This is a genomic window from Actinoplanes nipponensis, assembly GCF_016862275.1.
GTDB lineage: Bacteria > Actinomycetota > Actinomycetes > Mycobacteriales > Micromonosporaceae > Actinoplanes > Actinoplanes nipponensis.
Genome location: NZ_BOMQ01000060.1, coordinates 1 through 25,399, shown reverse-complemented (window position 1 = coordinate 25,399; position 25,399 = coordinate 1). Strand labels below are relative to the sequence as shown.

Here is a 25,399-nt window from a genome sequence, read left to right as displayed (position 1 = left end):
GCGAATCCCGCATGTCGACGCGCGCCCATGGCAGCGGTTCAACGACGTGCAGGGCGGCAGCGTCGAACGCTCACGTGCGAGATGATGGCCGGCATGCGGCTGCTCATTCTCGGCGGGTCATGGTTCTTGGGACGTTCGATCGCGGAGGTGGCGCTCGCGGACGGTTGGCAGGTGAGCACATTCAACCGCGGCACCCACCCCGACCTGCCCGAGGTCGACGCGGTCCACGGCGATCGCACCAGCGTGGAGGACTTCCGGCGGCTCGCGTCGCACGGCCCCTGGGACGCCGTGATCGACTGCATCGCCTTCACACCACGCGATACCTACCGAGGAGCGTTGGCGCTCGCGCCGGTTGTCGGGCACTACGTGGTCATGTCGACCGTGAACGCCTACACCGGATGGCCTGACCTGCCACTGTCGGAGAATTCAGCTCGCTACGAGTGCCCAGTCGACGCGGACGCCGACTACGCCGCAGAGCACGGCGAGCTCATCCAGTACGGCACCCTGAAGGCCGGATGCGAGCAGGCCGTTCGACAAGCGATCGGCGACGAGCGTACGACGGTGCTGCGACCGGGCGTGATCCTCGGACCGCACGAGTACGTCGGCCGGCTGCCGTGGTGGCTGCTGCGGGCGGCCGCAGGCGGGCAGATGCTCGCCCCCGCGCCAGCGGACCGACCGATTCAGCCGATCGATGCCCGCGATCTCGCCGCGTTCGCACTGCGGTGCGCGCGGCAGCGGATCGCCGGCGACATCAACGTCACCGCCCCGATTGGGCACGCCTCGTTCGCCGACCTCGTCGACGCGTGCGCCGAGGTCACCGCGGCCGGCGCTGAACCGGTGTGGGTCGATCCGACCTGGCTTGCACAGCAAGGAGTCGGTGAGTGGACGGAATTGCCGTTGTGGCGTACCCGCGCCGGCGTCTGGAACGTGGACAGCAGCCGAGCCCAGGCGGCCGGGCTGACCTGCCGTCCTCTGCGCGAGACCGTGGCGGACACCTGGTCGTGGATGACCGGCGGGGGCGAGGCCGTCAAGGAGGAGCAAGGCGAGGCGGCCCGAGCGGCCGAGCACGGCCTATCCGCCGAGCGAGAAGCCGCTCTGCTGGACCGCTGGCGCCAGCTGCGCTGATCTCCGCGTCGGTACGACAAGCCGGGCGGCGTGACTTCTCACGCGAGGACGGCGGGAACGGTCGGCCTGGTCGCCAGGAACGCGCGCGTCAATGCCAGCAGGTCCTGAGCTTGGCTGACACCCCGCCAGCGCGGATCCGTGAGCAGGACCGCAATGCGTTCCATGCGGCTCAACATCCCGGTCCGCCGCCAATCGGCCGGCGTGCTCCACAGCGGCGACAACACCTCGACCGCGGGGGCCAGCGCCTCCTGGGCGGCGTCGGGCTGGCCACGCAGGATGAGACAGGCGGCCAGGTCCGCTCGGGCCTCGACCTCCAACGACCCTCCCTGGTTCGCGGCGCGGGAGCGAATCAGCCGCAGGGCCTGGATGGCGGCCACGGACGCCTCCTCGTGGCGGCCGACCTGCAGCCACGCCGTACTTGCGCTGCGCTCGTGCTGTGCCCGCGTCCAGCTGAACTCGCCGCCAGCCGGGTCGTGCAGTTCGTCGCTGCCCTGGTCCTCCCACGCGCCCTGCGCTGCCCGCAAGGCCAGATCGACCTGATCGGGTGCACCTCGATGGCCCCAAGCACGGGCCAGCAGGCTCTGCGCGCGTACGGTCGCCAATCCCGCCGGCGCCGCCTCGACCGCACGCAGACCGAAGTCGACGGCCTCGGCCGGCCGCCCCGTCCAATAGGCGATCATCGCTTTCAATCCCAGCGTGTACGCCCGTACCCCGGCGTGCCCGATACCGTCGCCGTAGTCGTAGGCCGCCGCAGCGTACTGCTCCGCGGTCGTCCACAACCCGAGGTCGCTGGTGGCGCTGGTCAGCAACGCCGAGCACTGGGCCAGGGCCAGGTACAAGTCCGTCTGCTGCGTCGGCCGACGGGTGCTGGTCAACAAACCACGTGCCCGGTCGTGTAGATGCAGTGCCCGCACCCCGACGGCCCCGGGCGGCTGGCTCCCGTACGCCCGCGCGAGGTCAGCGATCTCCGTCAGCAACTCTGCGATGTCGGCGTCTGGCACTGCGCTCGCCCCTGCGTTCCGTGCGAAGGTTCGGGTATCGAGAGCGGTGTAGATAATCCGCTCCACCGTTCCAGCGTAGGCCGAAGCTCCGGTCAATGCCGCTGCACCGATTTCACTGCCACGCCCGGCGAGCGGCGTAGCGCTGAACGGGTCGGCGTTCGCGATTGTCGAGTTCGGCCACGCACCGGTAGGAGCAGGCCGTTGCAGAGGCGTCGTCACCGACATGACCAAAGGGTTTGGCAGGAAGCCAAGCGGCACAGGTACCGGGCCGCCTTCGTTCTCTCCCCCGGACCTCGTATCTTCCGTGGCGGGGCGTTGATGTTGGCGTCGCAGAGATTTGGCGGCGTCGTAACCGCGAAGCAGGTCACCGTCGGCGCCTAGCAACGCGTCGATCGCTTCCCAGAAGGTTCGGTTGATGTGCTGGAGCCCGGTCTCGACGTTGGCGATACTGCTGCGGCTGTACGTCGTACGGCTCGCGAGTTCCACCTGACTCAGCTTGGCCGCCTTCCGCCTCGAGGCAAGCTGATGGCCGAGCTCGACCCATGCCTCCCGAACAGTTCGCGGATCGGCCACCTAAACCTCCCGCTTCGCCCGTGACGCCAGCCGGATCATTACGGCGTGCTGCGCCTTCCAGATGCCCGACAGTGAACGCAGCGTAATCCACCGACGTGACTTGTCGGCCACTCAGCGCCCCCTTCCGACAATCCTCCGACAAAGTCCCGACAACTTTGTCGTCGAAGGAAGCTCTCGTCGAACCCTCAAAGAGCGTGCGTTCAAGATCGACTCATCCGTCTAGGCAGACTTCCAAAGTGTCGTCCCTGACAGGATTATCAACATTGAGGGATCGCGAAGGCGTCCCGGGCATGACAAAATTTTGAGCGACCGAGTAGCCCGACCGCCTCTCCAGTGTGGCACGATTAAGGTCGTGAACTCCGGAGATTTCGGCCTTGTTGTGTGGGATGTCGATGGCACCTTGATCCCCGCTGATCTGCGTTGGCTACGAAGAGCGATTGCGCGAACCTACGCCATCGCCGAGAATGCAGTCAATTTTCCGAGCAAGACGGTCCACGGCTACACCGATGAGTCGATTGTCATCGACACCGCAGTTGCTTCGGGAATTAGCATTCTCGAAGCAGAAGACGGAATTGCTCGATTCGAGAACATCTTAGTCTCGATCATGAACGACGGGATATCGGAATTAAAACGCGACCAGGCACCCTACCCCGGAGCACTGGAGAGCATTTTGCAGGTCCATGAACGCGGGTATACGCAAACCGTCCTTACAGGCAACTTGCGTTCAGCGGCCGACATTAAGCTACGAAGCTTCAACCTCGATCAACATTTGGACCTACGCATCGGTGGATTCGGTTCAGACGACCGAGACAGATTCCAGCTACCGACCGCGATAGGTCGGAGGTATTCCCGGCTATACGGCAGAGAACTTGATCCCAGTCGAGTGGTAGTTGTGGGTGACGCGCCAAACGATATTTCGTGCGCCAGGCACGCTGGGTTTCATGTCGTAGCAGTAACTCATCGCACGCAAGCCGACGAACTCAAACCATACGGTCCTGATGCAATTCTTGAGAGCCTTGACCCCGTTAAGCTGATATCGACAATCGATGCCCTTATTTCAAGGACGTCCATGACCTAGGTCGTCGCACATATCTAAAAAGGTGCCCACTTCCAGGGTCGACTAACCTCACCTTTCAAGCACGCGACGCGGTGGGCGGCTTCCGACTCCGCGGCCGATCCCGGCTTTGACTTTCCAATTACATAAGCGGTCCATCTCAGCTCCTGCACTTCCGCCAGCAATAGGTACGCGGGTGACGTGATTACATCGAAGTGGTATGCGGCGGCGAAGCCCTCGTATTCGCTTTTCGGTATTCTCGCGAAGTCGGTAAAGTCCACTGCGATGGCGATAAGGTCCCATAGTTCAGGACCGACACAGAAGGCTTCAAGGTCAAGTATGACAGGATCTTGGCTATCGATGACGGCAAAGTTGCCTTGCCACGCATCTCCATGGATTACCGAGGTTGGCAAGCCGGGCAAGATATCTTCGCAACGCTGCTCAACCTCCAACATTCGATTCAAGACCCATATCATGTCTTCCGATTTAGGAATTTCAACGCTCTTCAGGTGCTTTCTTGCTGCCTCAAATGGCGAGAAACGTGGAAGGCTAAGACGGCGCGGATCGGGAAGGTCGTGGAGCCGCCTCAGGGTCGCACCGAGCTCGGCAGGAGTGGCTGGCCGGCTCTCAGGAAGTAGCTCCCACCACGTCACGGGATACCCATCTATGACGGTTGGCTGAGCGACACCGTCCAGCGCTCTCGTGGCTCGAACTCCACTTACTCTCAGCCAACGAGATACCTCCACCTCCTTGCTCGCTACGTCATCGGTCCCGCGTTCGCCCACCCGCCCGACAATCCCGCTTGGAATCTTCCACATCACGTGTGACCCGTTACGAATAAGCGACGATCCTTCGACTTCAAGACCGTTAGATGCCGCTGCTCGTTCCAAAAGCCTGCGACTAAGTGAAGAATCCATTTAGCGCTCCAAACTCGTTTGGTTCGGGACAGATATCTCCTGAATCAAATCACCCACTTCGGGAATCTTTCTATGCGGAGCAGAAATTGCAGCAAGCCGCTCTAGCTCTATGCGCAGTCTCGACGAACGCACCGTTGAAGCATCTTCGACCGATTGCCAGCCAAGTTCTGCGGCTTCTCGGGGATTCCCAATCTTCATAGTTAGCGAGGCCAATCGCGTGCGCGAGAAAGCCCTCGACCTAGGGTGGTCCTTATCATGAAGACAAATTGCACGCCGCATTCTGGCTGCCACCAACGCAGGGCTACCGGTCTTCATAGCGATGGGGATCAGGGCGCGACCAGTGCTGCCTTGATGTTCTGCCTCATCGTAATAAGACATCCACGGTGGCTCATTGTCCCGGTCTATAGCGGCAAATTGCTCATCCGAGCGATCAATCTCCGCAAGCGCTTCCCCGTGTCGACCGTGCAAGGCGAGGAGTCGAGCTCTCATTGCGCCCAGCATGGCGCGAAGGCTTGCCGTCAGTCGGTCTGATCGAACTTGCGCCAATTCAATCAGCGATAGTGCGTCATCGGTTTCCCCCAAGTAGATTGCAAGACGTGCCATATCGCTCAACGCACTGGCCTTCAGTGTCCAGGATTTGGCGTTCTCGGCACACCAGAGCTCAAAATCGAAACATTTCCTTGCCGAGTTATAGTCGCCAACATCGAACGCAGAAAATCCAACGACTCCGCCCAGGTTGCCAACTGCCTCGAATATCTTTAGTCGCACCTCACTGCTTGCGCGGCTGTGCAACAGAAGGGATGAATGACGAAGTTGGGCCGCAGCGGCTTGTCCCGAGAATCCGCCTCCGAAAGTATTTTCCGATATGGCGAAGGATCGCGTAACAAAACGGACGTGATCCACGTCGACCCAATCGATCGACTTCGGGACCGGGGTCTCGAAAGATAGGCCCGCGAGCTGCTCGATTGGCGAGGATGAAGTGCCCTTGCTACGACTCATCGCGAATGGCAGACTCGGGTCATTCGCAGCTGCGGGGGCCACTAAATCTTCCGGCGGATCCTGCCTCGTCCTTCTTATAGGACGTGGGTGTGCTCGCCGAAGGTCTTCAATAGCGTCGTAGCCTTGGACCAGTTCGTCCTCTGCACCAAGTAAAGCATCGACCGCTTCCCAGAAAGTCCGATTGACCGGCTGGAGTCCGGTCTCGATGTTAGCGATGCTGCTACGGCTGTATATCGTTTGGTCCGCGAGATCCTGCTGGCTAAGCTGTTTCGCCTTCCGCAATGCCGCGAGTTGTTGGCCCAGGTCACGTCGAGCCGTTCGTACAGCTTGCGGATCGGCCACCTTAAACCCCGCTTCGCACGTCACACCAGCTCAGAAGCATCTCGGCACACCACCAGCCTAGTTGGCCAAGCGGTTCAGGCAGCGTAGTCCATCGACGTGACGTGTCGGCTACTCTGCGGCCTGTCTCCGACAATTCTCCGACAAAGTTCCGACATCGCCACGCTTGCCAACCGCGCACGTTCGGGGTTCTGTTCTCGTACGCTTCGCGGCCATGGCAAGCGAGCTGAGCAGCAATGATCAAGAGGTCGAAGCCAAGTACCGGGTCGGGGACCTCGACCAGCTGATCGCCGCACTCGGCGGCCAGGGGGTCGTATTGTCGGGGCCGTCCGTCCAGGATGACCAGGCGTATGCGCCGGTCGGCTGGTCGTATGGCATGTCGAAGATCGGGGTTACGTTCGCTCGGCTTCGGACGGAGCAGGGCCAGCACCTGTTCACGGTGAAGAAGCCGATCGACAACGAGATGGCCTGCCTGGAGCACGAGAGCGTGATCTCTGACCGGGACGCGATGCACGCCGCGCTCGTGACGATGGGCTGGGCGCCGACCGTACGCATCCGTAAGGAACGACGGTCAGGTAGCTGGAACGGCGTTTCGGTCTGCGTGGACGTCGTGGACCAGCTCGGCGCATTTGTCGAAGTCGAGCGGGTGGTCCGCACAGCGCAATCCGGTGAGCGGGTTCAAGCCGAACTCGACGGGTTGGTACGTTCCCTCGGCGTCGACGTTGAGCGGGTGAGCGACACCTATGACTCGCTGATCCGGAACTTGTCGGCCGCCGAGGTCTAGAACAAGGTGCCGGCCGACGGCGCGGTCAGGTCAGCGGCGGCGAGCGGTTCGGGCGTCGTGGCGGTCAGGGTGAGCCCGACGGCGTCGTGGTCGCTCAGGCCTCCCGTACGTACCTCCGGCAGGTGGGCACAGGTGGTCGCCGCGGTGGTGAGGTCGGCGCCGGTGTGGAAGTAGTCGAAGCGGTAGCCGTTGCCGCCGCGGCCGTACCAGCTGTGCACCTGGACGCCCGGGTGCAGATGTTCGTGCACGTCGGCCAGGCCCAGGTCGGCCAGCTGATCGAGGAACGCGTACTCGAACGGCTGAAAGACCGGATAGCGGGGCGAGTGGTGCCGGCCGATGACGTTGTAGTCACCGGTCACCACGAGCCGGCGGCGCTCGTCGTCCCCGATCACGGCGATGGCGTCCAGCGTGCTGGCCAAGAAGGCCTTCTTCTTGGCGACCTTCGCGGGAGAGCGGGCGCTGGAGGGCACGTAGATCCCGAGCAGCGTCACCGCCGGCTCGGTGTCCAAGGTGACCGCGACGGCCCGTCCGGGCAGTGAGATGCCTTCGGTCAGGTCGGGGCGGATGCGGGCCGGGATGCGGCTAACCAGGGCGCTGCCGCGGTCGCCGTCGATCGACCGGCGATGGTCGACGACCATACCGGCGTCCCGGAACCGATCGAGCAGGTGGGCGGTGCCGGGGCCGTTGCTGGTTTCGGTCAGGACGATCGCGTGGTCGTCGCGCTGGGCCAGCCAGCCGTAGATGCGCTCCGCGCGGATGAGAGCGGCGGCTTGCAGATTCAACGTCAGCAGCGACAACACAGTCAGCAGTCTTACCAGGGCTACAGGACGGCGCTGATCAGCGCCCCGAGGATGTCCCCGACGACCTGGTCGGGGGTTCGGCCCGCGCAGTTGATGATGTGCTGCTTCCACTCCTGCACGTCGAGGAACGCTTTCGCCTCCCGGTACAGGGTGAGTTCCCGTTCGGGGGATCCGGAGGCTTCCAGCCGCGACAAGGTGGCTCGCTGGCCGAGACGTCCCCTGATCGTGGCGGGATCGTCCTCGAGGTAGATGACAGTGGCCGGCAGTACGTAGCGGTTGTACAGCCAGATCTCGTCGAGGTCGAGGCCGTCGATGCGTTGCAGCACCAGCGAGGACGGAAGATACCGGGCGGTCACGACGTGCCGGCCGTCGTCGAGCTGCGGAATGATCTCGGTTTCCACGTGCGCGTACCGGTCCGCGGCCAGCGCGAGCGCCAGCGCCCGGCCGTGCAACATCCCTTCCTGACGGCGCACGACCTGACCGAGCGGCGTCCGGGTCGGCTCACCGGTCAGATGCACACCGATGTCGCCGATCGCGGCAAGCCGATCGGCCAGCAGCTCGGCAATGGTGGTCTTGCCGACAGCGTTAGGTCCCTCGATCGCAATGAACTGCGCGGTCATCGAGACACGCCGACCAGCGGCAGGAGCATCCGCGCGCCCGGCTCGGCGACCGGGCACTGCTCGGAGTCGAGATCACCGATCAGCCCACCGCGGGAGACCACGGCCGCAGGGCACCCCTTCCCGCACGAGCTGTTCAACGCGCAGCTACCACAGGTCGGGTTGTCCCCGACCTCAAAGCGGCGATGGAAGTCGTAGCCATCCAGCGCACCTGTGACGGTGTCATCCGACCCGAGAATGTTGCCGACCAGGAACTCCCTGTCCTGATACATCGACGCCGGAGTACGCGCGGCGAAGACCAGGTACGGGCACACGGCGACCTGCCCGTCGGTGAACACGTAGATCAACCGGCCCGCGTCGCAGCCGCCCAACGGCAGGTCGTCGTTCGGGAACCGGATCTTCACGACGTCGAGCTGATCGGCGAACCGGTTCGTCACCGCCGCGATGGCCCGCATCGCATCTGTGTCGGCGGCCAGCCGGCCCTGGCTCTTCACCCCACGTCCGAACGACGACAGCGGATTCATCAGCACGTACTGCGCGCCGATCTCCGCCGCGAACGCGCACAGGTCAGCGAACTCCTCCGGGCGCGTCAGGGCGTTCGGCGTCGACAGCAACCCCTGTAACAGGCCAGCCGCGGCGAACTTGCGCGTCGTGGCCACCGTCGTCTCGAACGAGTTCCTGCTACCTCGGAACTTGCCGTGGCTGTCCGGCCGGAACCCGTCGAACGAGACATTGACGTGCACGCCACCCAGCGCGGCCAGCGCGGCGATCTGCTCGTCGCTGGTCTGCGTCGCGTTCGTGCACAACCCGAGCGGCAACCCCTGATCCACCACGGCCCGGCACATCGCCAGCAGATCCGGGTGAACGAAGGGCTCACCGCCGGTCAGCGTGATCCGCTCGACCCGGGCGCGCACCAGACGAGGCAACACCACCTCGGTAAATGCACTGAGGGACATATCTGCGCCGACCGGTGTGGACGAAACAAAACAATGAGCGCAATGCAGATTGCACCGTTCGGTGACCTGCACCAACGCTTTGCGTCCGTCACCGCCGACCGAGGTCCGGAAATAGCACGACGATGCCTGCGTGTCGACAATCAAACGCTTCATAGACGACTCCCGCCGATGTGGGGCCGGCCTCTAGCCGCCTCGTCAGACACCATCAGAGATGCCCGAAGAAAGTCCACCACGCGCCGCGCATTGTCGGAAACCACCCCCGCGTAGTTCCGACAATCTCCGACATCCGGCCGACAACTCAGCCGGTAATCATCGCCCGCAACCGCAGCGCAGAACCGCCGTCAGCGTGATCCGAGCCCGGGTCAATCCACGTGAAAGCACTGATCAACGATCACTCTCGACCTGACGAGCGACTGAGCACGGCAGCACCTCGGGCCGGGCAGCGGAGAACACGAATCGGTGAGTCCGTTGTCGGAGTTTGTTTTCCTTCTCTCCGACACTGTCCGACACCTCCATTGAGGACTTAGCTGATCTAGGCAGTGATTCCCGCCACCGCGGATGCCACCCAGGGAGCCAAGGTCGAATGAGAGCTGAACGCCTTCACGACAGGACCACGCAAGTCCGCACCTGCGCAGCTTAGCCCACGTCGCACAGCCGTCCAGGAACAGATAGTCGTCATAGGAAATTCGGCTCCCGGCAGACACTTGGGGGCGGGCGTGCTGCAACATGCCGCCCGCCTTCGAGTACACCGCACCATTGCAAGGACTTGCTGCACGTCAAGAACGGTAATTCGGCGCCATCACGACCGATACCGAGAAGGAGGATGCCGATGTACCCGAGGAACTCAGCCCTTCGGCGTCCTCGCCGTGACGTGCAGCGCTGCGGTGGTGTGCTGGCCGAAGCTTCCCCCGTGGCCGGCCGGCACACCACCCCCGCCATCCACCGTGTTCTCTTCCTCGCAACGAGAGACCCCTCACCCATGTCCTCTCCTGAAATGGCGAGCACCCATCCCTTCCCCGCGCTCGTCCACGACCATGCCTTGTGGGCGACTGCCCAACTGCTGATCGTGCAGCACCTTGCCGAACCCTCCGGGGATCGTTGCGCCAACTCCGCCTGCGCAGCTGGCTATCCCTGCACTCCGTCCCGAGTCGGCGCCATGCTGGCGGCTGCCAGCATGGCGCCGTTCCACCAGAGGATGACCGCGTTGCTCGACGCCCGCTCGTGCGCCGTCCCGCCCCCGTCCATCTACGGTCTCGCCGCCCCGACCAGGAGAACCAGCGCCGAACAGGCCAAATTCTCACGGCTCGTGGCGGTCGGCGCATGACTTCGGCCACCGCACCGCCGTCGCCGGGTAGTGGCGGCTGGCTACGACTGGCCGACCGCCCCATCCGGTCCAAATTGGCGCTACTGCTGACGGTGCCGCTTGTGGCGATCCTGACGCTAGCGTCGCTGATCGGTGTCACCGGGGCGCTCGCGGCGTCAAAGGCCGAACAGGCGCGCCGCTTGGTCAACATTGGCGTCGTCGCTGGTGAGCTGACTGCACAGCTGCAACAGGAACGCGCAGCGGCTGCGGCGGTCTTCGTGCAAGCCGGCCGGCCCGGGGTGATCGAGGCGTACCGGCGGCAGGCGGAGGCCACCGATGCGGTCGCTGCACAGTTCGTAGCTGCCCAGAACGATCTTGACGCTCCTGCCGGGCTCGCGGCGCCGTTGCAACGGCTGGACACACAGCTGACGGCGTTGCCGCTGCTGCGTGAGCAGGTCCGCAGCGGTCAGGACGCCGCTGGCAGTTTGACGATCTTCCGGTATCGGGCGTTGACCGCAGACCTCGGCGGATATCGAACCGCCTTGAGCCAGCTCGGCGTGGACGCGGAGACCGCCAACGGGCTGCGGGCCTCGGCCACCGCGTCGCAGGCCATCGAGGCGCTGGGACTGATGCAGGTCGCGGTCTTGCCGGCGATCCGGGACACGCCCTTGACGGCCGCCGAGCAACAACAGATCGTCAGCGCGAACGCCACATTCAACGAAGCGCTAGAGACGTTCCGGCAAATCGCACCTGCCGACTGGCAAGCTGTGCTCGCCGGACAGACCAGCAGCAAGACCGCCCTGGCGGGTGAACGGCTGCACGGCGTCGCCGCACGCGCTCAGGCGAACACTCCGCTGAACTTGGACAGCAGCGCCAGCAACTGGGTCGCTGCCACCAACGCGCGCATGCAGCAGCTGCACGCCGCAGAGCACCAGTTCGACGCAGCACTACTCAACTCGGTGACCGACCAGCGCGACCAGCAGCGCCGCAATCTTCTGTGGCTGGGCATCGGCGTCGTAGTCGTCTTGGCCGTGCTGGGCGCCGTGGTGTGGCGGGTCAGCGCGTCGATCACCGGCCCGTTGCGGCTACTGCAAATCGGCGCCACGCGGATGGCCACCGAACGACTACCGGAGATGGTCCGCCAGATCACGACCGGCCCGGCCACGTGGGAACTCCGCCCCGGCGAGTCCCTTCGCACCTCCGCCGATTCTGATGCCGCGACACGTCAACTGGCTGCCATTGGCGGCGGCGAGGTCGGCGACGTCGCCACCGCGTTCGAGCAAGTCGCCCGCACAGCCGTTGAGCTGGCCGGGCAGGAGGCCACGGCCCGGGCCACGGTCGATGACGTCGTGCAGAACGTCGCACGGCGCCTGCTCTCCCACATCGAGATGCTGACCAGCCAGCTCGACGAGCTGGAACGCCCCGAGGAAGACAGCGTCCGGCTGCAACAGCTGTACGGGTTGGATCACCGCACAACCTTGGCGCGGCGCACCATCGGCAACCTACTGGTCATCGCCGGTGGGCGCGCCGGTGAGGATGTCCACGAACCGACCGCACTGTACGACGTGGTCCGCGGCGCCTACGGCCGCATCGACCAGTACACCCGGGTGGAGAACACGGTGGGTGGGCACATCATGATCGAGGCATTCGCCGTCGCGGACCTGCTTCACCTGCTGACTGAGCTGTTCGCCAACGGCACCCGCTTCTCCCCGCCCCACACGCTGGTGTACGTACAGGCCCAAGTGGTCGGCGACACCCTGCACATCCAAGTCACCGATGAGGGCTACGGCATCAACCTCGACGAGCTCGAGGAACAGCGGCAGAGGCTGCGGCACTTCCGCCTGGACGCGCAGACCGTGCGGCACATGGGCCTGCCCGTCGTCGGACGCATCGCTGAACGCCTGGGTATCACGGTCAACCTGCGCTCGACGAAGGACCAAGGGACCCGCGTCGACCTCAATCTGCCGGCCAAGGTGTTTCACGTCGCAGAACCCGAGCCCGCCGCGTCACCGGCCCGGCCGGGCCCACCCGCCATCCAGCAATCGCCGGCTCAAGCCTTCGGCCCAGCCCCGCACGAGCCGTACGGGCACGCCGTCACCGCAGCTACCAAGGCTTTTTCCGCATCTGCGAACGCGGCACCGGCGGTGGCCGTCATGGCCGCGACGCAGGAGCTGCTGCCGTACGCCGGGCGTCCACCGTCGTCTGTCGCACCGCAACACCACGGTCCAGCCGTTCCCACGGTGATCTTCGACCAGGTCGCCTCGGCCAGCCGTTGGTTCACCGACGCGGACCGGCCTGACCAGCCACCTCCCACGCTGGGTTCGGAATGGCAGCAGGGCGCCAGCGCGATGGCTGCCCATGCAGCCGACGCCGCTGGGCCGGACACGGCCCCGATGGCAGAGCACGTGACCCGCAGCGGTCTGCCGAAACGACAGCCCCGCCAGTACGAGGTTCCCCGCACGCCCGCCCAGACAGTGCCTCGCCAGCGCGATCCCCAGCGTTCTCGTGCCCAGCTGAGCGCAGCCGCGAGTGCCATGCGCCGGCCCGCTAAATCTCCCTCCGGACAGATTGGCCCGTCATGACCATGTCAGTGAGTCCCGCCAGCTACCACGCGAGCGTTCCGTCGGTCGCCCAGTTCACCGCGCTGCTCGACGAACTGCTTCAGCTGGTCCCGGGCGTCGCGCTCGTCGTGGCGGCCAGCGCGGACGGCATTACCCGCGCTGCGTCCAGCAACCTGCGCCGGGAGAACGGTGACCCGCTCGGGGCCGCTGCCTCGGGCATGGTCGGCATGATCAGCGGCATTGCCGGCCACCTCAACGCCGGAGCAACGCACCACGTGCTGGTGGAGCTCGACGAGGGCTTCATCGTCATCAAGAAGCCGACCGAGCATGCGCTGCTGCTGGTGCTGGCCAGCCATACCACCAACATGGACCAGCTGTTCTTCGAGCTCGAACGGCTGGGCGAGTCCGCCGGCCAGATCCTCGACCCGGGTGCCCGGGTCTTCAGCTGAGCCGATCCCGCCGCCTCAGAACGCCTCGTCGTGGCACCTCGCTACGGCGGACGGAACCAGCCGGCCGTCACGGGCCGGCTTGCCCACCACCTCTCACCCCCCGACTCCAGGAGTCTGCGTGAAACCCCGGTTGCACCCTCCACGCTCCCGTACTCGCTACGCCCTCGCCGGGCTGCTGACCGTTGCGCTGATCGCCCTCAGTGGGTGCAGCGGCTCCAGCCTCGACAACGACCAGTCGGCCGACGGCACCATTCGCATCGGCTTGATCTGGCCGAAGACCGGCCCGTACCAGGCACTCGGCGTGGACATGGAACGCGGCTGGCAGCTCTACCTCGACTCCCACGGCGGCAAACTCGGCGGCCACACCATCGCCACCGCAACCGGCGACGAGGGGGTCAACCAGGCCACCGCCTTGACCGCGGCGAAGAAGCTGCTCGACGCCGACCGCGCCACCGTCCTGGTCGGCACCGCCAGCGCCGATCCCACCGTGGCCATCGCCCCGATCGCCAACCAGCGCAAGGTGCCGTTCATCGGCACCGGCGGCCGTCCCGGCTCCCTCAAGCCCGCCGACCTGGGCTTCGTGTGGCACACCTCGTGGCAGTCCCGGGAGACCGGCGCCGCGGTCGCCGAACACGTCCGCACCGCCGTCAACGGCCCGGTCTACGTGATGGCCCCGGACTACCAGGGCGGCTGGGACCAGCTCGGCGGTTTCGTCGAGGCGTTCAAGAAGAGTGGCGGCACCCTGGCCAACCCCGACGGCAAGGAGACCTGGACGCCGTGGGGTTCGGCCAGCGTGAACTTCCTGCCGTACCTGAACAAGATCAAGGACTCCGGGGCGAAGGCCGTCTACGTCTTTTTCGCTGGCACGATGGCTGTCGACTTCGTCAAGCAGTACAAGCAGTCCGGACTCGCCTTGCCGTTGTACGGGGCCGGGTTCCTCACCGAAGGTGCCGTCCTGAACGCCGAAGGCGCCGCCGCCGACGGCGTACAGACGGTCATGAACTACGTGCCGGACCTCGACAACCCCGCCAACCGCACCTTCTCCACCGCCTACCAGCAGAAGTACCAACAGCCGCCGAGCATCTACTCCGTCACCGCCTGGGACGCCGCCCTGCTGCTCGACCAAGCGATCGCTGCCGCCGGCACCAATCCGACCAGCGAATCGATCAACACTGCGGTCAGCAAGCTCGGCGCGCTCGACAGCCCCCGCGGCAGCTTCCGCCTCGGCACCGTCGGCCACAGCCCGGTGCAGGCCTGGTACCTGCGCAAGGTCGCCTTCGACGGCCGGACCCGCGCCAACGTCACCCAGCAAACCCTGACCACCCTCGGCAGCTGAAAGGCCACCCCTTCATGACCTCCAGCGACACCACCGCCCCGGCCAGCACGTACATGTTCGACAACGACACCACCGAGGCCGCCCGCCAGGTGCAGATCCTCGCCGACGTCCTCGACGACCACACCATCAGCGTCCTGGAAAGCGTCGAGGTCCCGCACGACGGCCGGTGCCTCGACCTCGGCGCCGGAGCCGGCACGATCTCCACCTGGATGGCCGGCGAACTCGTCCCGGCCGGCCACGTCGACATCCTCGACCTCAACCCCCGCCACATCCCCACCCATGACCGGACCACCGTGATCACCGGCGACGTCACCACCCACGAGTTCACCGCCGCGGCCTACGACCTGATCCACGCCCGGCTGCTGCTGATGCACCTCGCCGATCGTGACCAGGTCCTGGCCCGAGTCGCTGCCGCCCTCAAGCCCGGCGGTGTGCTGGTCGTCTCCGACTGGGAGACCACGCACCTCGACGAGATGTTCGTCCGCGGCTCCGCCGAGGTCGCCGCGGCGTTCCTCGCCTTCCAGCGCGCCCTGATCGGCCTCGGCGAAACCGGCGGCATGGACTCACGTTGGGCCCGGCGCATCCCCGCCGCCATGACCGACGCCGGGCTGGTCGGTGTTACCGCGCAGACGTTCAACCGGGTGTGGGTCGGCGGCAGCGCCGGGATGCTGCTGCACGACTGCAACAGCCGGCAGAAGCAGACTGAACTGCTCGCCGCCGGGATGACGCTCGAGCAGCTCGACACGCTGCGCACCGCGATGACCGACCCGCAGGTGTGGGCCTGGCACTGGCCCATGCACACCGCCGTCGGCGTCCGCCCCGCGAACTGACCCACCCCTTTCGGAAGAAGCAGAGGAGCGTGCCGTGACAGCGGCAGAACTCGCGGCGACCAGCATCGACGGCGTGGCCTACGGGCTGCTGCTGTTCACCGTCGCCGTCGGCCTGACCCTGATCCTCGGCGTCATGGGCGTGATGAACCTGGCCCACGGCACGCTCTACCTGCTCGGCGCCTACCTTGGTTACGCCCTCACCGACGGCACCCTGCTGGGGCTCATTGCCGCTGTCTGTGCCGCCCTGGTCGTCGGTGCCGGCGGTGGTGCGCTGCTGGATGTGCTGCTGCGCCCGGTGCACGATCATCGACGGCAGGCCCTGGTCACCCTCGGCGTCGCGTTCGTCGCTGTTTCCGCTTTCGACCAGGCGTTCGGTGGCAGCCCGCTACCGGCGAATCCTCCGGAAATTCTCGCCGGTAGCGTCGGGCTGTTCGGGCACGGCTATCCCGTCTACCGGCTGGTGTTCATCGCCGTCGCCGCGCTGATCGCCGCCAGCCTGCACCTGCTGCTACGCCACACCCGGACCGGCGCGCGGCTGCGCGCTGTGGTCGCCGACCCGGCCATGGCCGCTGTCACCGGCATCCGGATCCGCGTTGTGCGTATCGCCGCGCTCGCCGTCGGCGGGTCCCTTGCCGTGGTTGCCGGTGTCCTCGGTGCCCCACTCATCGGCCCGGCCCCTGGCACCGACATCCACGTGCTGACCTTGTCGCTGATCGTTGTCGTGCTTGGCGGCGCCGGGAACATCGGCTCCACCTTGGCCGCCGCGTTGTTCGTCGGCCAGGTCCAGACCGTTGGTGTGGCGCTCGCCCCGGGTACCGCCTCGTTCGCGCTGTTCGTGCCCGTGCTGGTCCTGCTCATCGTCAAAGCCCGCCGCGGTCGCGCCGTGCTCGCCTCCCCGGCAGCCACCGTCGCGGACCGGCTGCCGCCACCCGCGCGAGCCTGGTCGACCCGACCAGGGCGCGCCGCCGCCACAGCCGGCCTGCTCATCCTCGCCGTGTCGTGGCCCGTGGTGGCGGACCGGTACCTGGTCGTTCTCGCCGCAACCGCCCTGATCTACGCGATCCTCGCCGTCAGCACCCAGCTGCTCGTGGGCATCGCCGGGCTGCCCTCATTCGGGCAAGTCGCCTACGCCGGCGTCGGCGCCTACACCGCCGCCCTGCTCAGCCTCGCCGGGCACACCAACGCTGGGCTGCAGGTGGCCTTCGCCGCCCTGACCGCCGCCGCAGCGGCCGCGCTCACGGCACCGTTACTCCTGCAGGCCCGCGGCACCGCGTTCATGCTCGTCACCCTGATGTTCGCCGGCACCATCGCCCTGCTCGCCTCCCAATGGCGGGGGCTGACCGGCGGCGACGAAGGACTCCAGCTGCCCGCGGTCAGGCTCTGGCCGGGCGCCGAGCCGGTGACGCAACCGGCGTACCTGTACTGGTACATCCTGGCCGTCACCGCCCTCACCGTCGGCGCGGTGCTGCTGGTAGCACGATCCCGGCTCGCTCTGCTGCTGCGCGGGCTGGCCGGCCACGAACCCCGCATGCAAGCACTGGGCCACCGCTCCACCCTGACCCACACCGCCGGGTACACCATCGCCGGGGCGGTCGCCGGGATCGGCGGCGCCCTGCTCGCCGCCCTCAACGCCTACGTGTCGCCCGCCGACGTCGGGTTCGACACCGCGACCGTCGTGTTCCTGGCCGCCGCCATCGGCGGCACCAGCATCACCGGCGCCATCGCCGGCGCGTTCGCCGTCATCGCCTGCCGCGACTGGGCCGCCAACACCGTCGGCGGCGGCCCGCTCTGGCTCGGACTGCTGTTCCTCGCTGCCGTCTACGTGCCCCAGGCCTACCGTGCCGCCCGACGCCACATGGCTGGTCGAACCGCGCCGTCGCCGGCAGTCGCCGCAGGGAGCCCGGCATGACCACCGCGCTGCTGCACCTCGACCAGGTCAGCCGCCGCTACGGCGCCGTGACCGCTCTGCATCCGACCAGCCTGGACATACCGGCCGGGGCCCGGCACGCGATCATCGGACCCAACGGCGCCGGAAAGTCCACCCTGCTGAACCTGATCGCCGGCAGTCAACGGCCCAGCAGCGGCGCTATCACCTTCGCCGGCCGGCCGATCACCACGACGGCCGCGGCCGTGCGGGCCCGGCTCGGGATCGGCCGTACGTTCCAGCACCCTGCCGTCATCGGCGAGCTCACCGCGGCCGACAACATTGCCCTCGCCGTGCGCCTCCATACCCCTCGCCGCCCAGCAGCACGCGCGGCCGAGCGGCGCCGCCGCGTCGAACACGCCCTTTCCCGCGTGCACCTCGGCACCCACGCGAGCACGTCCGCACGCTCGTTGTCCTACGGGCAGCAGCGGCGCCTCGAACTGGCGATGGCCCTTGCCACTGAGCCCCGGCTGCTGCTGCTCGACGAACCCTCCGCCGGTCTTGACCCCGGCGAGATCCGGCAGCTCACCACGATCCTGCGAGACCTTCCCCCAGAGATCACCGTCATCCTGGTCGACCATCACCTGGCGCTTGTATTCGACGTCGCCACCACCGTCACCGTCCTGGCCGCCGGCGAACACGTGGTCACCGGCCCCGCCGACGAGATCCGCGCCGACTCCCGCGTCGCCGACGCCTACTTCGCCGTCACCGCAGCAAGCACACCCCGCACGCCGCGCACCGGCGGAGATGCCGTGCTGACAGTCGACAAGCTGCACGCCGGCTACCACGGAGCCCCCGTGCTCACCGACGTCAGCTTCGACGTCGCCGCCGGTACGGTGCACGTTCTGCTCGGCCGCAACGGTGCCGGAAAAACCACGCTGCTCAACGTGCTCGCCGGACTGCACCCGGCCTTGCCCGGCACGTCGATCTCACCCGTGCCAGCTCAGCGACGGCAGGCTGGCGACACCGTGACGCTCGTCCCGCAAGGACGCCGGTTGTGGCCCACCCTCACCGTGGCTGAACACCTGGACATCGCCGCCGGCATCGGGGCGCGCCGCACCGGCCTCGGCCGCCGCTTCAGCCACGACGACGTCCTGGACCTGCTGCCTGCCCTGGCTGGCAAACACCAGCGCTACCCGGCCCAGATGTCCGGCGGAGAGCAGCAGATGCTCGCGCTGGCCCGGGCACTGATGCTGCAGCCGCGGCTGCTGTTGCTCGATGAACCCACCGAGGGCCTGGCACCGCGGGTCGTCGACCAGCTCGCCCAGGTCATCACCCGCATCGCTGACGACGGCGTCGCCGTGCTGCTGGCCGAGCAGAACCAGCATTTCGCCCGGACCGTCGCCGACCGCGTCAGCGTCCTGCACGCCGGCCGGGTCGCCTTCTCCACCACCGACGTCGACGAGCCGGTCACCCATTCCCGTATCGCCGAGTTCCTCGGCGTCAGCACCGCAGGAACCGCCGCATGAACCCCCTCGAGCCGGGCCCGGCCCACCGTGGTCTCGAGCCGTGGCGCAACGACACCCGCACCGATCGGTGGCTCAACTCCACCGGCTACGCCGCGCCGAGCGCCGACACCGCTCGTCCCACCGTTGATCAGACGCGGCGGGAATGGCAGCACCACGTCGAGCAGCTACGGCGCAAGGCGTGGACCGTCGTAGCTGTCACGGCCGCCGCGATGATCGCTATCACGGTCGCCGTCATCGTCGTTCAGGCTCGCTCTACCACCGGCTGCGCGGCGCCCGTACCGGCCACGGTGAGGGTGGTGGCGCCATGAGTCGTCCTCGCAGCGCCCACTCGTCGCGCCCGGACACCTCGGCGAACGTCACGAGCGACCATGCCGCGCGTAACAACCGCTGGTCGGCCACCGCGGCCGAACAGGCGCGTCCGGCTGCCCGGGACTCGTCCGAACAGGCCCAGGATCCGACCGTCGGGCAATGGGCCGGATTCGTCCGGGAACTGATCGACGCCCGCATCGACCCCGCGGACCTGGTCAGCGTCGCCGCCGAGGTTGCCGCGGACCGCGACTATCCGCACCACGTGCGGAATCTGATCGCCCGACGGGCATGCCAGCTCGCCCAGCAGACCTGTCCGCCGACTGCAACGGCCACGTTGCTGGCGATCCGCACTTATGCCGTTGTCCTGGATGACGCCGGCCATCATGAACAGGCTGCTGACCTATGGCAACAACTGGCCACCCGGTACCAGACGGCGCAACTACCGGGCCTGGCTCAGCAGTCCCGGCTGGCGTACGCCGCCGGGCTTCATCGGCAGGGCCGCTGCGTCGAGGCCCTCGATCAGATCAGCCTGGCCTGGCAGACCGCCAGGGAGGCCGTTGACGAACAGTCACCCGCGGCGGCCACGGTGCTGCGGCTGTACCGGCTGATGCTCGACGCCTGCCATCCGGGCGTGAACACCACACCCGCGCGGCCTACTGCACCTGACCAGGCGTTGCAGCCGAACGCGTTACTCGACACCCCACCGCTGACTGGAGTCCTTGAGCACCGGCGCGTATGCGCCTATCGCTCCCGCATGGGAAGCCGAGCCGGCCGATGACCTCCTCGGAGCAGCAGACGCTGCCGATGACCGTGCCCCTCGCCCGTCTCCTGCTGACCAACGGAGACCCCGCCGGCGCGGCGACGCTGCTGAACCAGCATCTGAGCAGCCTCGATCCTGACAGCGCCCCCTGCGATCAGATCCTGCTGGAGGCAGCCGCCCTCTACAGCGACATCACCGGCGACCCAGAGTGGACGCGCTACGCCGTCCGCACCCGCCTGCGCTTCCCCCCACCACGGCCGGTCGTGCCCTTGCAGCGGCGTCCCGAGTCCAAGACTGTCGGCCACCGCCCCGGCCGGACCAACGGGCCGACGGACGTAGACGGGCCACACGACGATGCGGGTTCGGCGCCGGAGCTACCGATGGTGCTGCTGAACCAGGCGCAGATCCTGCACTGGCATGGCCACTGCGGTGAGGCCATCCGTACCGCCACCCACGCCGCAGACCTGTGGCGCAGGCAGCGCCACAGCGGCGGAGGTCCGACTCTGCTGCTCTGGTTAGCCGCCATGCTGTGCGCTTGCCGCCGTGACCTCGAGGCCGAAACTCTGCTCCTCGCCGATGGCCAGCTCTTGCCCACCGTGGGCAGCTACGAACGCTATGAGTTCGCCGTCTATGGCATTCGGACCTTCACCTGGGTCGCCACCGGTCACGACAACGCGTGCGCGCGCGGGCAACCCCCGCCAGCGCTGGCCGAGCTCAGCGCCCGCACCTCGCCCACCGCCGCTACTCAGCCGTGGCTTGAGCGCCGCAGCTACTGGTGGCAGCAGCTTCTGGCCTTACCCGGGTCGTCATGACCAGCGCATCTCAGAGTCCGCTCCCGCCCTGCAACTTCATCGAGGCCGCTCATGACCCAGGATTCAACGCGGATCGACACTTCCGCCGCACATCCGGCACGCCGCTACAACTACTGGCTGGGCGGCAAGGACAACTTCGCTGCCGACCGCGCCTCCGCCGACGCGATCGAACGCGAGTACCCCGACATCCGCACCGCCGCGGTGCAAAACCGTCGCTTCCTTCAGCGTGCCGTGCGCTTCCTGACAGCCGAGGCAGGTATCCGGCAGTTCCTTGACATCGGCACCGGCCTGCCCACCGCCGACAACACCCACGAAGTCGCCCAGCAGATCGCGCTGGACAGCCGCATCGTCTACGTCGACAACGACCCGCTGGTCCTGGCTCACGCGCGGGCCCTGTTGACCAGCAGTGCCGAGGGACGCACGGAATACATCGAAGCGGACCTGCACGACCCGCGCGTCATCCTCGACGAGCCGAGGCTGCGCAAAACCCTGGACCTGCAGCAGCCCGTCGCGTTGATGCTCGTCGCGGTGCTGCACTTCGTCGCTGACTACCAGCAGGCCCGTAGCATCGTCGCAGAGTTGCTGGCGCAGCTGGCACCGGGCAGCTACCTGGTTGCCTCTCACGCCACCGGAGACTTCCTCGATGAAGCGACCCGCCAGAAGTTGTCCGCATACGACTTCGTCCTGCGCGACCGCGACCAGTTCACCGGGTTCTTGGATGGTCTCGAGCTCATCGACCCAGGAATCACCCCCATCACGTCGTGGCGGCCTGGCAGCGGCGAAGTCCTGCCGACACCACAGCAAGCATCGGTGTACGGGGCGGTCGCCCGCGTTCCCGGCTCCGCGACCGCGCGGCACCTCAGATGAGCGCCATGCAGGAACCCTCGAAACCCGCCAGCGGCCCGCGTACCGAGGCGTCAGCTGCCGGACCGGACCCGGATACCGCGCAGGGCACCGAACGGGCCGCAGAAGCGCAGTCGCCGGCCGCCGGCACGCACGACGACGACGGCCCGACATCGATCCCGCGGGAGCTGGCAGGCCGCGATCCCGCGACCACGCCCGACGACGAGCGGCTCATCAACATCACCCTGCGGTGGATCGCCTACACCTGTCATCGCGGGCCGATGCTGTCCAGGTGGGCGCAGTACGCCGCCGAGGCCAGCGGCCGGCTGCACCCGAGCGGGCACCACCAACGGCAGCGCGCTGTGCTCGCCGACGCCGCGGTGCGCACCGGCCTCCTGCCGCTGTTCGGCAGCGCCCACAGAGCGGCATCGGCAATCGCGTCGCGCATCACCGACCTGGGCGATAGTCCCGCCGACGCCTCGAGCATGCTTGATCACCTCCACGCCTACCTCGCGCTGCACAACCAAGGGCTGTGCCCACTGGCCCATCAGGGGCTACGGCACACCCCCGTGCCCGCCGAGCGTGACGACGGACCGCGTCCCGCTCTGCTCACGACGGTGATTGTCGCCGTGGCGATGGCCGGCGCCTGCGCCCGCGACGACCTCGCCGGGTTCATGCTCGACGCACACACCGCACAGTTGGAACTCCCGGGCTCTGCCGGGCGTGCCCTATTCGCCACTCTCGCCCTGGCCCTGACCGACCAGCTCTACGAGCCGCACCGCAGCGTGTGCACCCAGACCGGGCGCCGGGCGCCGGACCGGCACCGTTTCTCGGCCCTCCTGTACGGCGAACCACCCACCCGCCACCGCAGTCCGGCACCGGCCGACACAGCGCCGCCTCCCCCGGACGCCAACATCTCCGCGATGAGCTGCGAGGTGAGCCTCGACGGCGTCTGGTACGGACTCAGCGCCCACACCCAAGCCCTACTCACCCGCCGGCGGCTACTCGCCAAGCCGACCACCAGCAACGTGTGGCTGATCTGTGACACCTGCCGGCTCGCGCTGCGCCTAGGCAGCTCCATCGTGCACTCCGCCCACCCGGACACGCTGACGGTACCGATCATTGCCGCCGGCAATCCCGCCTGGCAGCACCCCGACGTCAGCCGGGCGACGTGGCGGCTGCTCAGCGAACACCCCAACCATGAACTGCGCGTCCTGACCGACGTGTCACCCGCCTGGCGCAAGTACGCGGCCACCCCCACTGACATCATCGCCTCCCCCGGCACCGACCCGAGACCGGACACCGCCCTCGGCGACTACAACACCGGCTGGCCCGGCCCACCCACGCCCACGGTCTTCACCGGTGCCACCCCCGCTCTGCCGGAGGAACCGGTCAACGGTGAGGTGAGCCTGATCTGCCTGTCCTGCCGCCTCGAACTAGCCCTGGGCCGCAGCACCGGCCAACCGGGTGCCGCCCTCACCATCGGCGCACGGCCAGCCGTCGACCAGGCCATCGCCACGACCGCCGTCTTCCGGATGCTCACCGAGCACACCGGACATGACCTGGCCATCTTCAACGACGCCGGGCCATGGGACCAATACATCGACTCCGGCGAGTGGGACTTCACCATCGAGCCCGGCGATGATTTCCGCCCGCCACTGCTCGGCGACATCACCCACCGGCAGTACATCGAGGGCTGGCCCGAAGCCCCCACCCTCCGGCACTACCGCGGCGCCGACCCCCTCGACCCACCACCCGGCAGGTCCCCAGGGACGCCGGCATGACCAGGGACGCCGGCGTGACTTCACCAGCATTCCCGTTCCACCGTCCTGTCACCACCGACCCGCACGGTCGCCGTAGGGCTTCACACCAGCCGAGGAACCATGACGCACCTTGATCCACACACAGCGCATGCCCGCCCCGCCACCCCTGCGGCAGATGCTGGCCCGGCAGCGGCCGACGACCGTGGCTCACGCAGCCGGTGGTGGATCGTCACCGGCGCGCTGATCGCCGTCGGCACCATCACCGCGGCCGGTACTCAGCTGCCCAGGCGCGCCATCGACACCATGCCCAACCTGCACTGGCAGGCCAGCAACGCTGCAACCGCCCCTTCTGTGCCGGCAGCCGACGGCACTACCGGTACCGCGTCCAGCAGCGTGTCGCCCGCACGCCTCTTGCAGATCGCCGATCACGTCATCGCAGCGCCCTACGAGGCAAGCCGTGGCCGCTTCGACTACGTCGAGGTCCGCAGGTGGGAGACCGAGCCGACCACCGGCGGTGCATCGCCAGCAAGCCGACTGCCTACATCGGTACGCCACCTCGGCGCCTGGACCGACAACCAGGGCAGCGGCCGGTCCTATGCACTCGACGAAACCCACGGCTGCACGCCCGAACGCGACGAAATGTGGACCCAGCCCGAGGCGGCACCCTGGGACGGTCCCCTGTCCAGCAACCCCGACGCCGTACGCCGACAACTACTCGGCCCGCCCCCGAACACCGGCATCGACCTTTTCGGCCAAATCTCGGAGCTGTTCGCCGCCCGAGTCGTGCCGTTGCCGACCCGCCGCGGCGTGCTGCGCATGCTCGCCGGCCAGCCCCATACCGTCGTTCGTGAAGGAGCCTTCGACCCCAGCGGGCGCATGGGGATCACAGTCACCACCACTGTGACGACTCCGGCACCGCCGCCATACGCCTCGTACAGCCGCACGCTGATCTTCGACCCGGCCACCGGGGACCTGCTCGCCGCAAGTTCCACCGATCCGGACGCCGGCGTAGCCCACCCGGCCGTCGCACCCTGGCAACGCCCCGGCTTCCGCACCTACGCCCAGTACCTGAACCGCCGCCACACCAAAGACCGGTCGACTCCGCAGCCGCGTTGCTCCGAGCACACCGAGGCCCTACGGCCCGCAGGCAGCTCGAGTACGGCCACCTCGAACCGGGCAGCGGCACACACCGTCTTCTCAATCTTGGCCGAGGGCACCTCACATCCGGGAGTTCGTCGATGAGTGCCCGGCTCGGCACCGACCAGATTTCCTTTCACGTCGGTGAGCACGCCGTGACCTCACGGTGTGCCCTGCACCCGGACTTCACGGAGTCCTACCCGTACGGCCACGACAGGCTGGTGCCGGCCACATGGTTCGTCCGCGTCCTGACCGAGCACCTCAACAACCACCCCGCCGCCACCCCCGACACCCCGGCGGTCGAGCAACCCGCTCCTGACCAAGCTGGTGTTCTGAGCACGGCACCGGCGTTACCACTCGACGAGTTCGGCCGTGAGGTCGTCGCCCGCTGCCGTTGGGCGACCGACATCAACGACGATGATCCTCGCGGCGACTGGCCGCTCGCGCTGCGCCTCGCCGTGGCCCTGGTGCTCGGCAACACCAACTACCTACTCGACATGGGACCGGGGCCCGGCTACACCCCCGACCAGGCGGCAGTGCAGCTCGTGCGCAGCATGACGCACCCGCCGGCCAACTTGCGCTCCTGGATCGAAGCCATCCGCAACGAGATCAAACCGCCGCAGCCCGGCAGCCCACACGCTCCGTGGCTGCCGCCCAAACAACTGCGGACCGACCTGTGACCTAGTCGGCGACCGAGCTCGCAGAACGCGATCCGCCACCGTCAACACCGCCGCCTAG

General features: G+C 67.3%; 22 protein-coding genes. 16 read left to right on the top strand and 6 right to left on the bottom strand.

Features of this window, described 5'->3' with window-relative positions:
- Positions 1–93 precede the first annotated feature (93 nt).
- Entirely contained in the window at positions 94–1,125 is a 1,032-nt protein-coding gene (locus Ani05nite_RS25140) for an NAD-dependent epimerase/dehydratase family protein (protein ID WP_239130601.1), read from the top strand.
- 38 nt (positions 1,126–1,163) lie between these two features.
- Here the strand turns inward: Ani05nite_RS25140 and Ani05nite_RS25135 are convergent, their stop codons facing one another.
- Entirely contained in the window at positions 1,164–2,699 is a 1,536-nt protein-coding gene (locus tag Ani05nite_RS25135; protein ID WP_203772121.1) for a helix-turn-helix domain-containing protein, read from the bottom strand.
- 352 nt (positions 2,700–3,051) lie between these two features.
- Between Ani05nite_RS25135 and Ani05nite_RS25130 the strand changes: the two genes are divergently transcribed.
- Positions 3,052–3,777, top strand: a complete 726-nt coding sequence (locus tag Ani05nite_RS25130; RefSeq protein WP_203772119.1) for an HAD family hydrolase — start codon at positions 3,052–3,054, stop codon at positions 3,775–3,777.
- Between the two features lie 14 nt (positions 3,778–3,791).
- Here Ani05nite_RS25130 and Ani05nite_RS25125 read toward each other — a convergent pair whose 3' ends face one another.
- Together Ani05nite_RS25125 and Ani05nite_RS25120 are read right to left on the bottom strand one after the other, a co-directional pair.
- A complete protein-coding gene (locus tag Ani05nite_RS25125) occupies positions 3,792–4,571 on the bottom strand; it encodes a phosphotransferase enzyme family protein (RefSeq protein WP_239130612.1) in 780 nt (259 codons plus the stop codon).
- A 99-nt stretch (positions 4,572–4,670) separates the two neighbouring features.
- Positions 4,671–6,011 carry a helix-turn-helix domain-containing protein gene (locus Ani05nite_RS25120; protein WP_203772115.1) on the bottom strand — a complete coding sequence of 447 codons (1,341 nt, stop codon included), beginning with the start codon at positions 6,009–6,011 and terminating at the stop codon, positions 4,671–4,673.
- Positions 6,012–6,222: 211 nt separating this feature from the next.
- Between Ani05nite_RS25120 and Ani05nite_RS25115 the strand changes: the two genes are divergently transcribed.
- Positions 6,223–6,792, top strand: a complete 570-nt coding sequence (locus Ani05nite_RS25115) for a class IV adenylate cyclase (protein WP_203772113.1) — start codon at positions 6,223–6,225, stop codon at positions 6,790–6,792.
- Here the strand turns inward: Ani05nite_RS25115 and Ani05nite_RS25110 are convergent.
- From Ani05nite_RS25110 to Ani05nite_RS41390, 3 genes are read right to left on the bottom strand one after another with little or no spacing between them, the layout of a single operon-like run.
- Complete coding sequence (locus Ani05nite_RS25110; RefSeq protein ID WP_203772111.1) at positions 6,789–7,592, bottom strand: endonuclease/exonuclease/phosphatase family protein; 804 nt, start codon at positions 7,590–7,592, stop codon at positions 6,789–6,791. The genes Ani05nite_RS25115 and Ani05nite_RS25110 overlap by 4 nt on opposite strands.
- A 20-nt stretch (positions 7,593–7,612) precedes the next feature.
- Positions 7,613–8,212: a dTMP kinase gene (tmk, locus tag Ani05nite_RS25105; protein ID WP_203772109.1), complete on the bottom strand. Its 600-nt coding sequence runs from the start codon at positions 8,210–8,212 to the stop codon at positions 7,613–7,615.
- A complete protein-coding gene (locus tag Ani05nite_RS41390) occupies positions 8,209–9,318 on the bottom strand; it encodes a radical SAM protein (RefSeq protein ID WP_239130600.1) in 1,110 nt (369 codons plus the stop codon). The genes tmk and Ani05nite_RS41390 overlap by 4 nt, the downstream gene beginning before the upstream one ends.
- 1,167 nt (positions 9,319–10,485) lie before the next feature.
- Here Ani05nite_RS41390 and Ani05nite_RS25090 point away from each other — a divergent pair.
- The 13 genes from Ani05nite_RS25090 to Ani05nite_RS25035 all read left to right on the top strand — a co-directional run bounded on the left by Ani05nite_RS25090 (position 10,486) and on the right by Ani05nite_RS25035 (position 25,341).
- On the top strand, positions 10,486–13,050 hold the full coding sequence (locus tag Ani05nite_RS25090; protein ID WP_203772107.1) for a sensor histidine kinase: 2,565 nt from the start codon (positions 10,486–10,488) through the stop codon (positions 13,048–13,050).
- Positions 13,047–13,478 carry a roadblock/LC7 domain-containing protein gene (locus tag Ani05nite_RS41385; protein WP_239130599.1) on the top strand — a complete coding sequence of 144 codons (432 nt, stop codon included), beginning with the start codon at positions 13,047–13,049 and terminating at the stop codon, positions 13,476–13,478. Before Ani05nite_RS25090 ends, Ani05nite_RS41385 begins: the two co-directional genes overlap by 4 nt.
- Before the next feature lie 118 nt (positions 13,479–13,596).
- A complete protein-coding gene (locus Ani05nite_RS25085; protein ID WP_307836717.1) occupies positions 13,597–14,814 on the top strand; it encodes an ABC transporter substrate-binding protein in 1,218 nt (405 codons plus the stop codon).
- 14 nt (positions 14,815–14,828) lie between these two features.
- Complete coding sequence (locus Ani05nite_RS25080) at positions 14,829–15,644, top strand: class I SAM-dependent methyltransferase (protein WP_203772103.1); 816 nt, start codon at positions 14,829–14,831, stop codon at positions 15,642–15,644.
- A gap of 34 nt (positions 15,645–15,678) precedes the next feature.
- The gene (locus Ani05nite_RS25075; protein ID WP_203772101.1) at positions 15,679–17,553 is read left to right on the top strand and encodes an ABC transporter permease; all 1,875 of its coding nucleotides are present in this window, start codon (positions 15,679–15,681) and stop codon (positions 17,551–17,553) included.
- Positions 17,550–19,037: an ATP-binding cassette domain-containing protein gene (locus tag Ani05nite_RS25070; RefSeq protein WP_203772099.1), complete on the top strand. Its 1,488-nt coding sequence runs from the start codon at positions 17,550–17,552 to the stop codon at positions 19,035–19,037. Before Ani05nite_RS25075 ends, Ani05nite_RS25070 begins: the two co-directional genes overlap by 4 nt.
- The gene (locus Ani05nite_RS25065; protein WP_203772097.1) at positions 19,034–19,345 is read left to right on the top strand and encodes a hypothetical protein; all 312 of its coding nucleotides are present in this window, start codon (positions 19,034–19,036) and stop codon (positions 19,343–19,345) included. Before Ani05nite_RS25070 ends, Ani05nite_RS25065 begins: the two co-directional genes overlap by 4 nt.
- Complete coding sequence (locus Ani05nite_RS25060; protein ID WP_203772095.1) at positions 19,342–20,124, top strand: hypothetical protein; 783 nt, start codon at positions 19,342–19,344, stop codon at positions 20,122–20,124. The genes Ani05nite_RS25065 and Ani05nite_RS25060 overlap by 4 nt, the downstream gene beginning before the upstream one ends.
- The gene (locus tag Ani05nite_RS25055) at positions 20,121–20,918 is read left to right on the top strand and encodes a hypothetical protein (protein ID WP_203772093.1); all 798 of its coding nucleotides are present in this window, start codon (positions 20,121–20,123) and stop codon (positions 20,916–20,918) included. The genes Ani05nite_RS25060 and Ani05nite_RS25055 overlap by 4 nt, the downstream gene beginning before the upstream one ends.
- A 51-nt stretch (positions 20,919–20,969) precedes the next feature.
- Positions 20,970–21,785, top strand: a complete 816-nt coding sequence (locus Ani05nite_RS25050; RefSeq protein WP_203772091.1) for an SAM-dependent methyltransferase — start codon at positions 20,970–20,972, stop codon at positions 21,783–21,785.
- Between the two features lie 5 nt (positions 21,786–21,790).
- Positions 21,791–23,545 (top strand): hypothetical protein, encoded by a 1,755-nt coding sequence (locus Ani05nite_RS25045; RefSeq protein ID WP_203772089.1) that lies wholly within the window; start codon positions 21,791–21,793, stop codon positions 23,543–23,545.
- A 99-nt stretch (positions 23,546–23,644) separates the two neighbouring features.
- Positions 23,645–24,766 (top strand): hypothetical protein, encoded by a 1,122-nt coding sequence (locus tag Ani05nite_RS25040; protein ID WP_203772087.1) that lies wholly within the window; start codon positions 23,645–23,647, stop codon positions 24,764–24,766.
- Positions 24,763–25,341, top strand: a complete 579-nt coding sequence (locus Ani05nite_RS25035; protein ID WP_203772085.1) for a hypothetical protein — start codon at positions 24,763–24,765, stop codon at positions 25,339–25,341. The genes Ani05nite_RS25040 and Ani05nite_RS25035 overlap by 4 nt, the downstream gene beginning before the upstream one ends.
- Positions 25,342–25,399 lie beyond the last annotated feature (58 nt).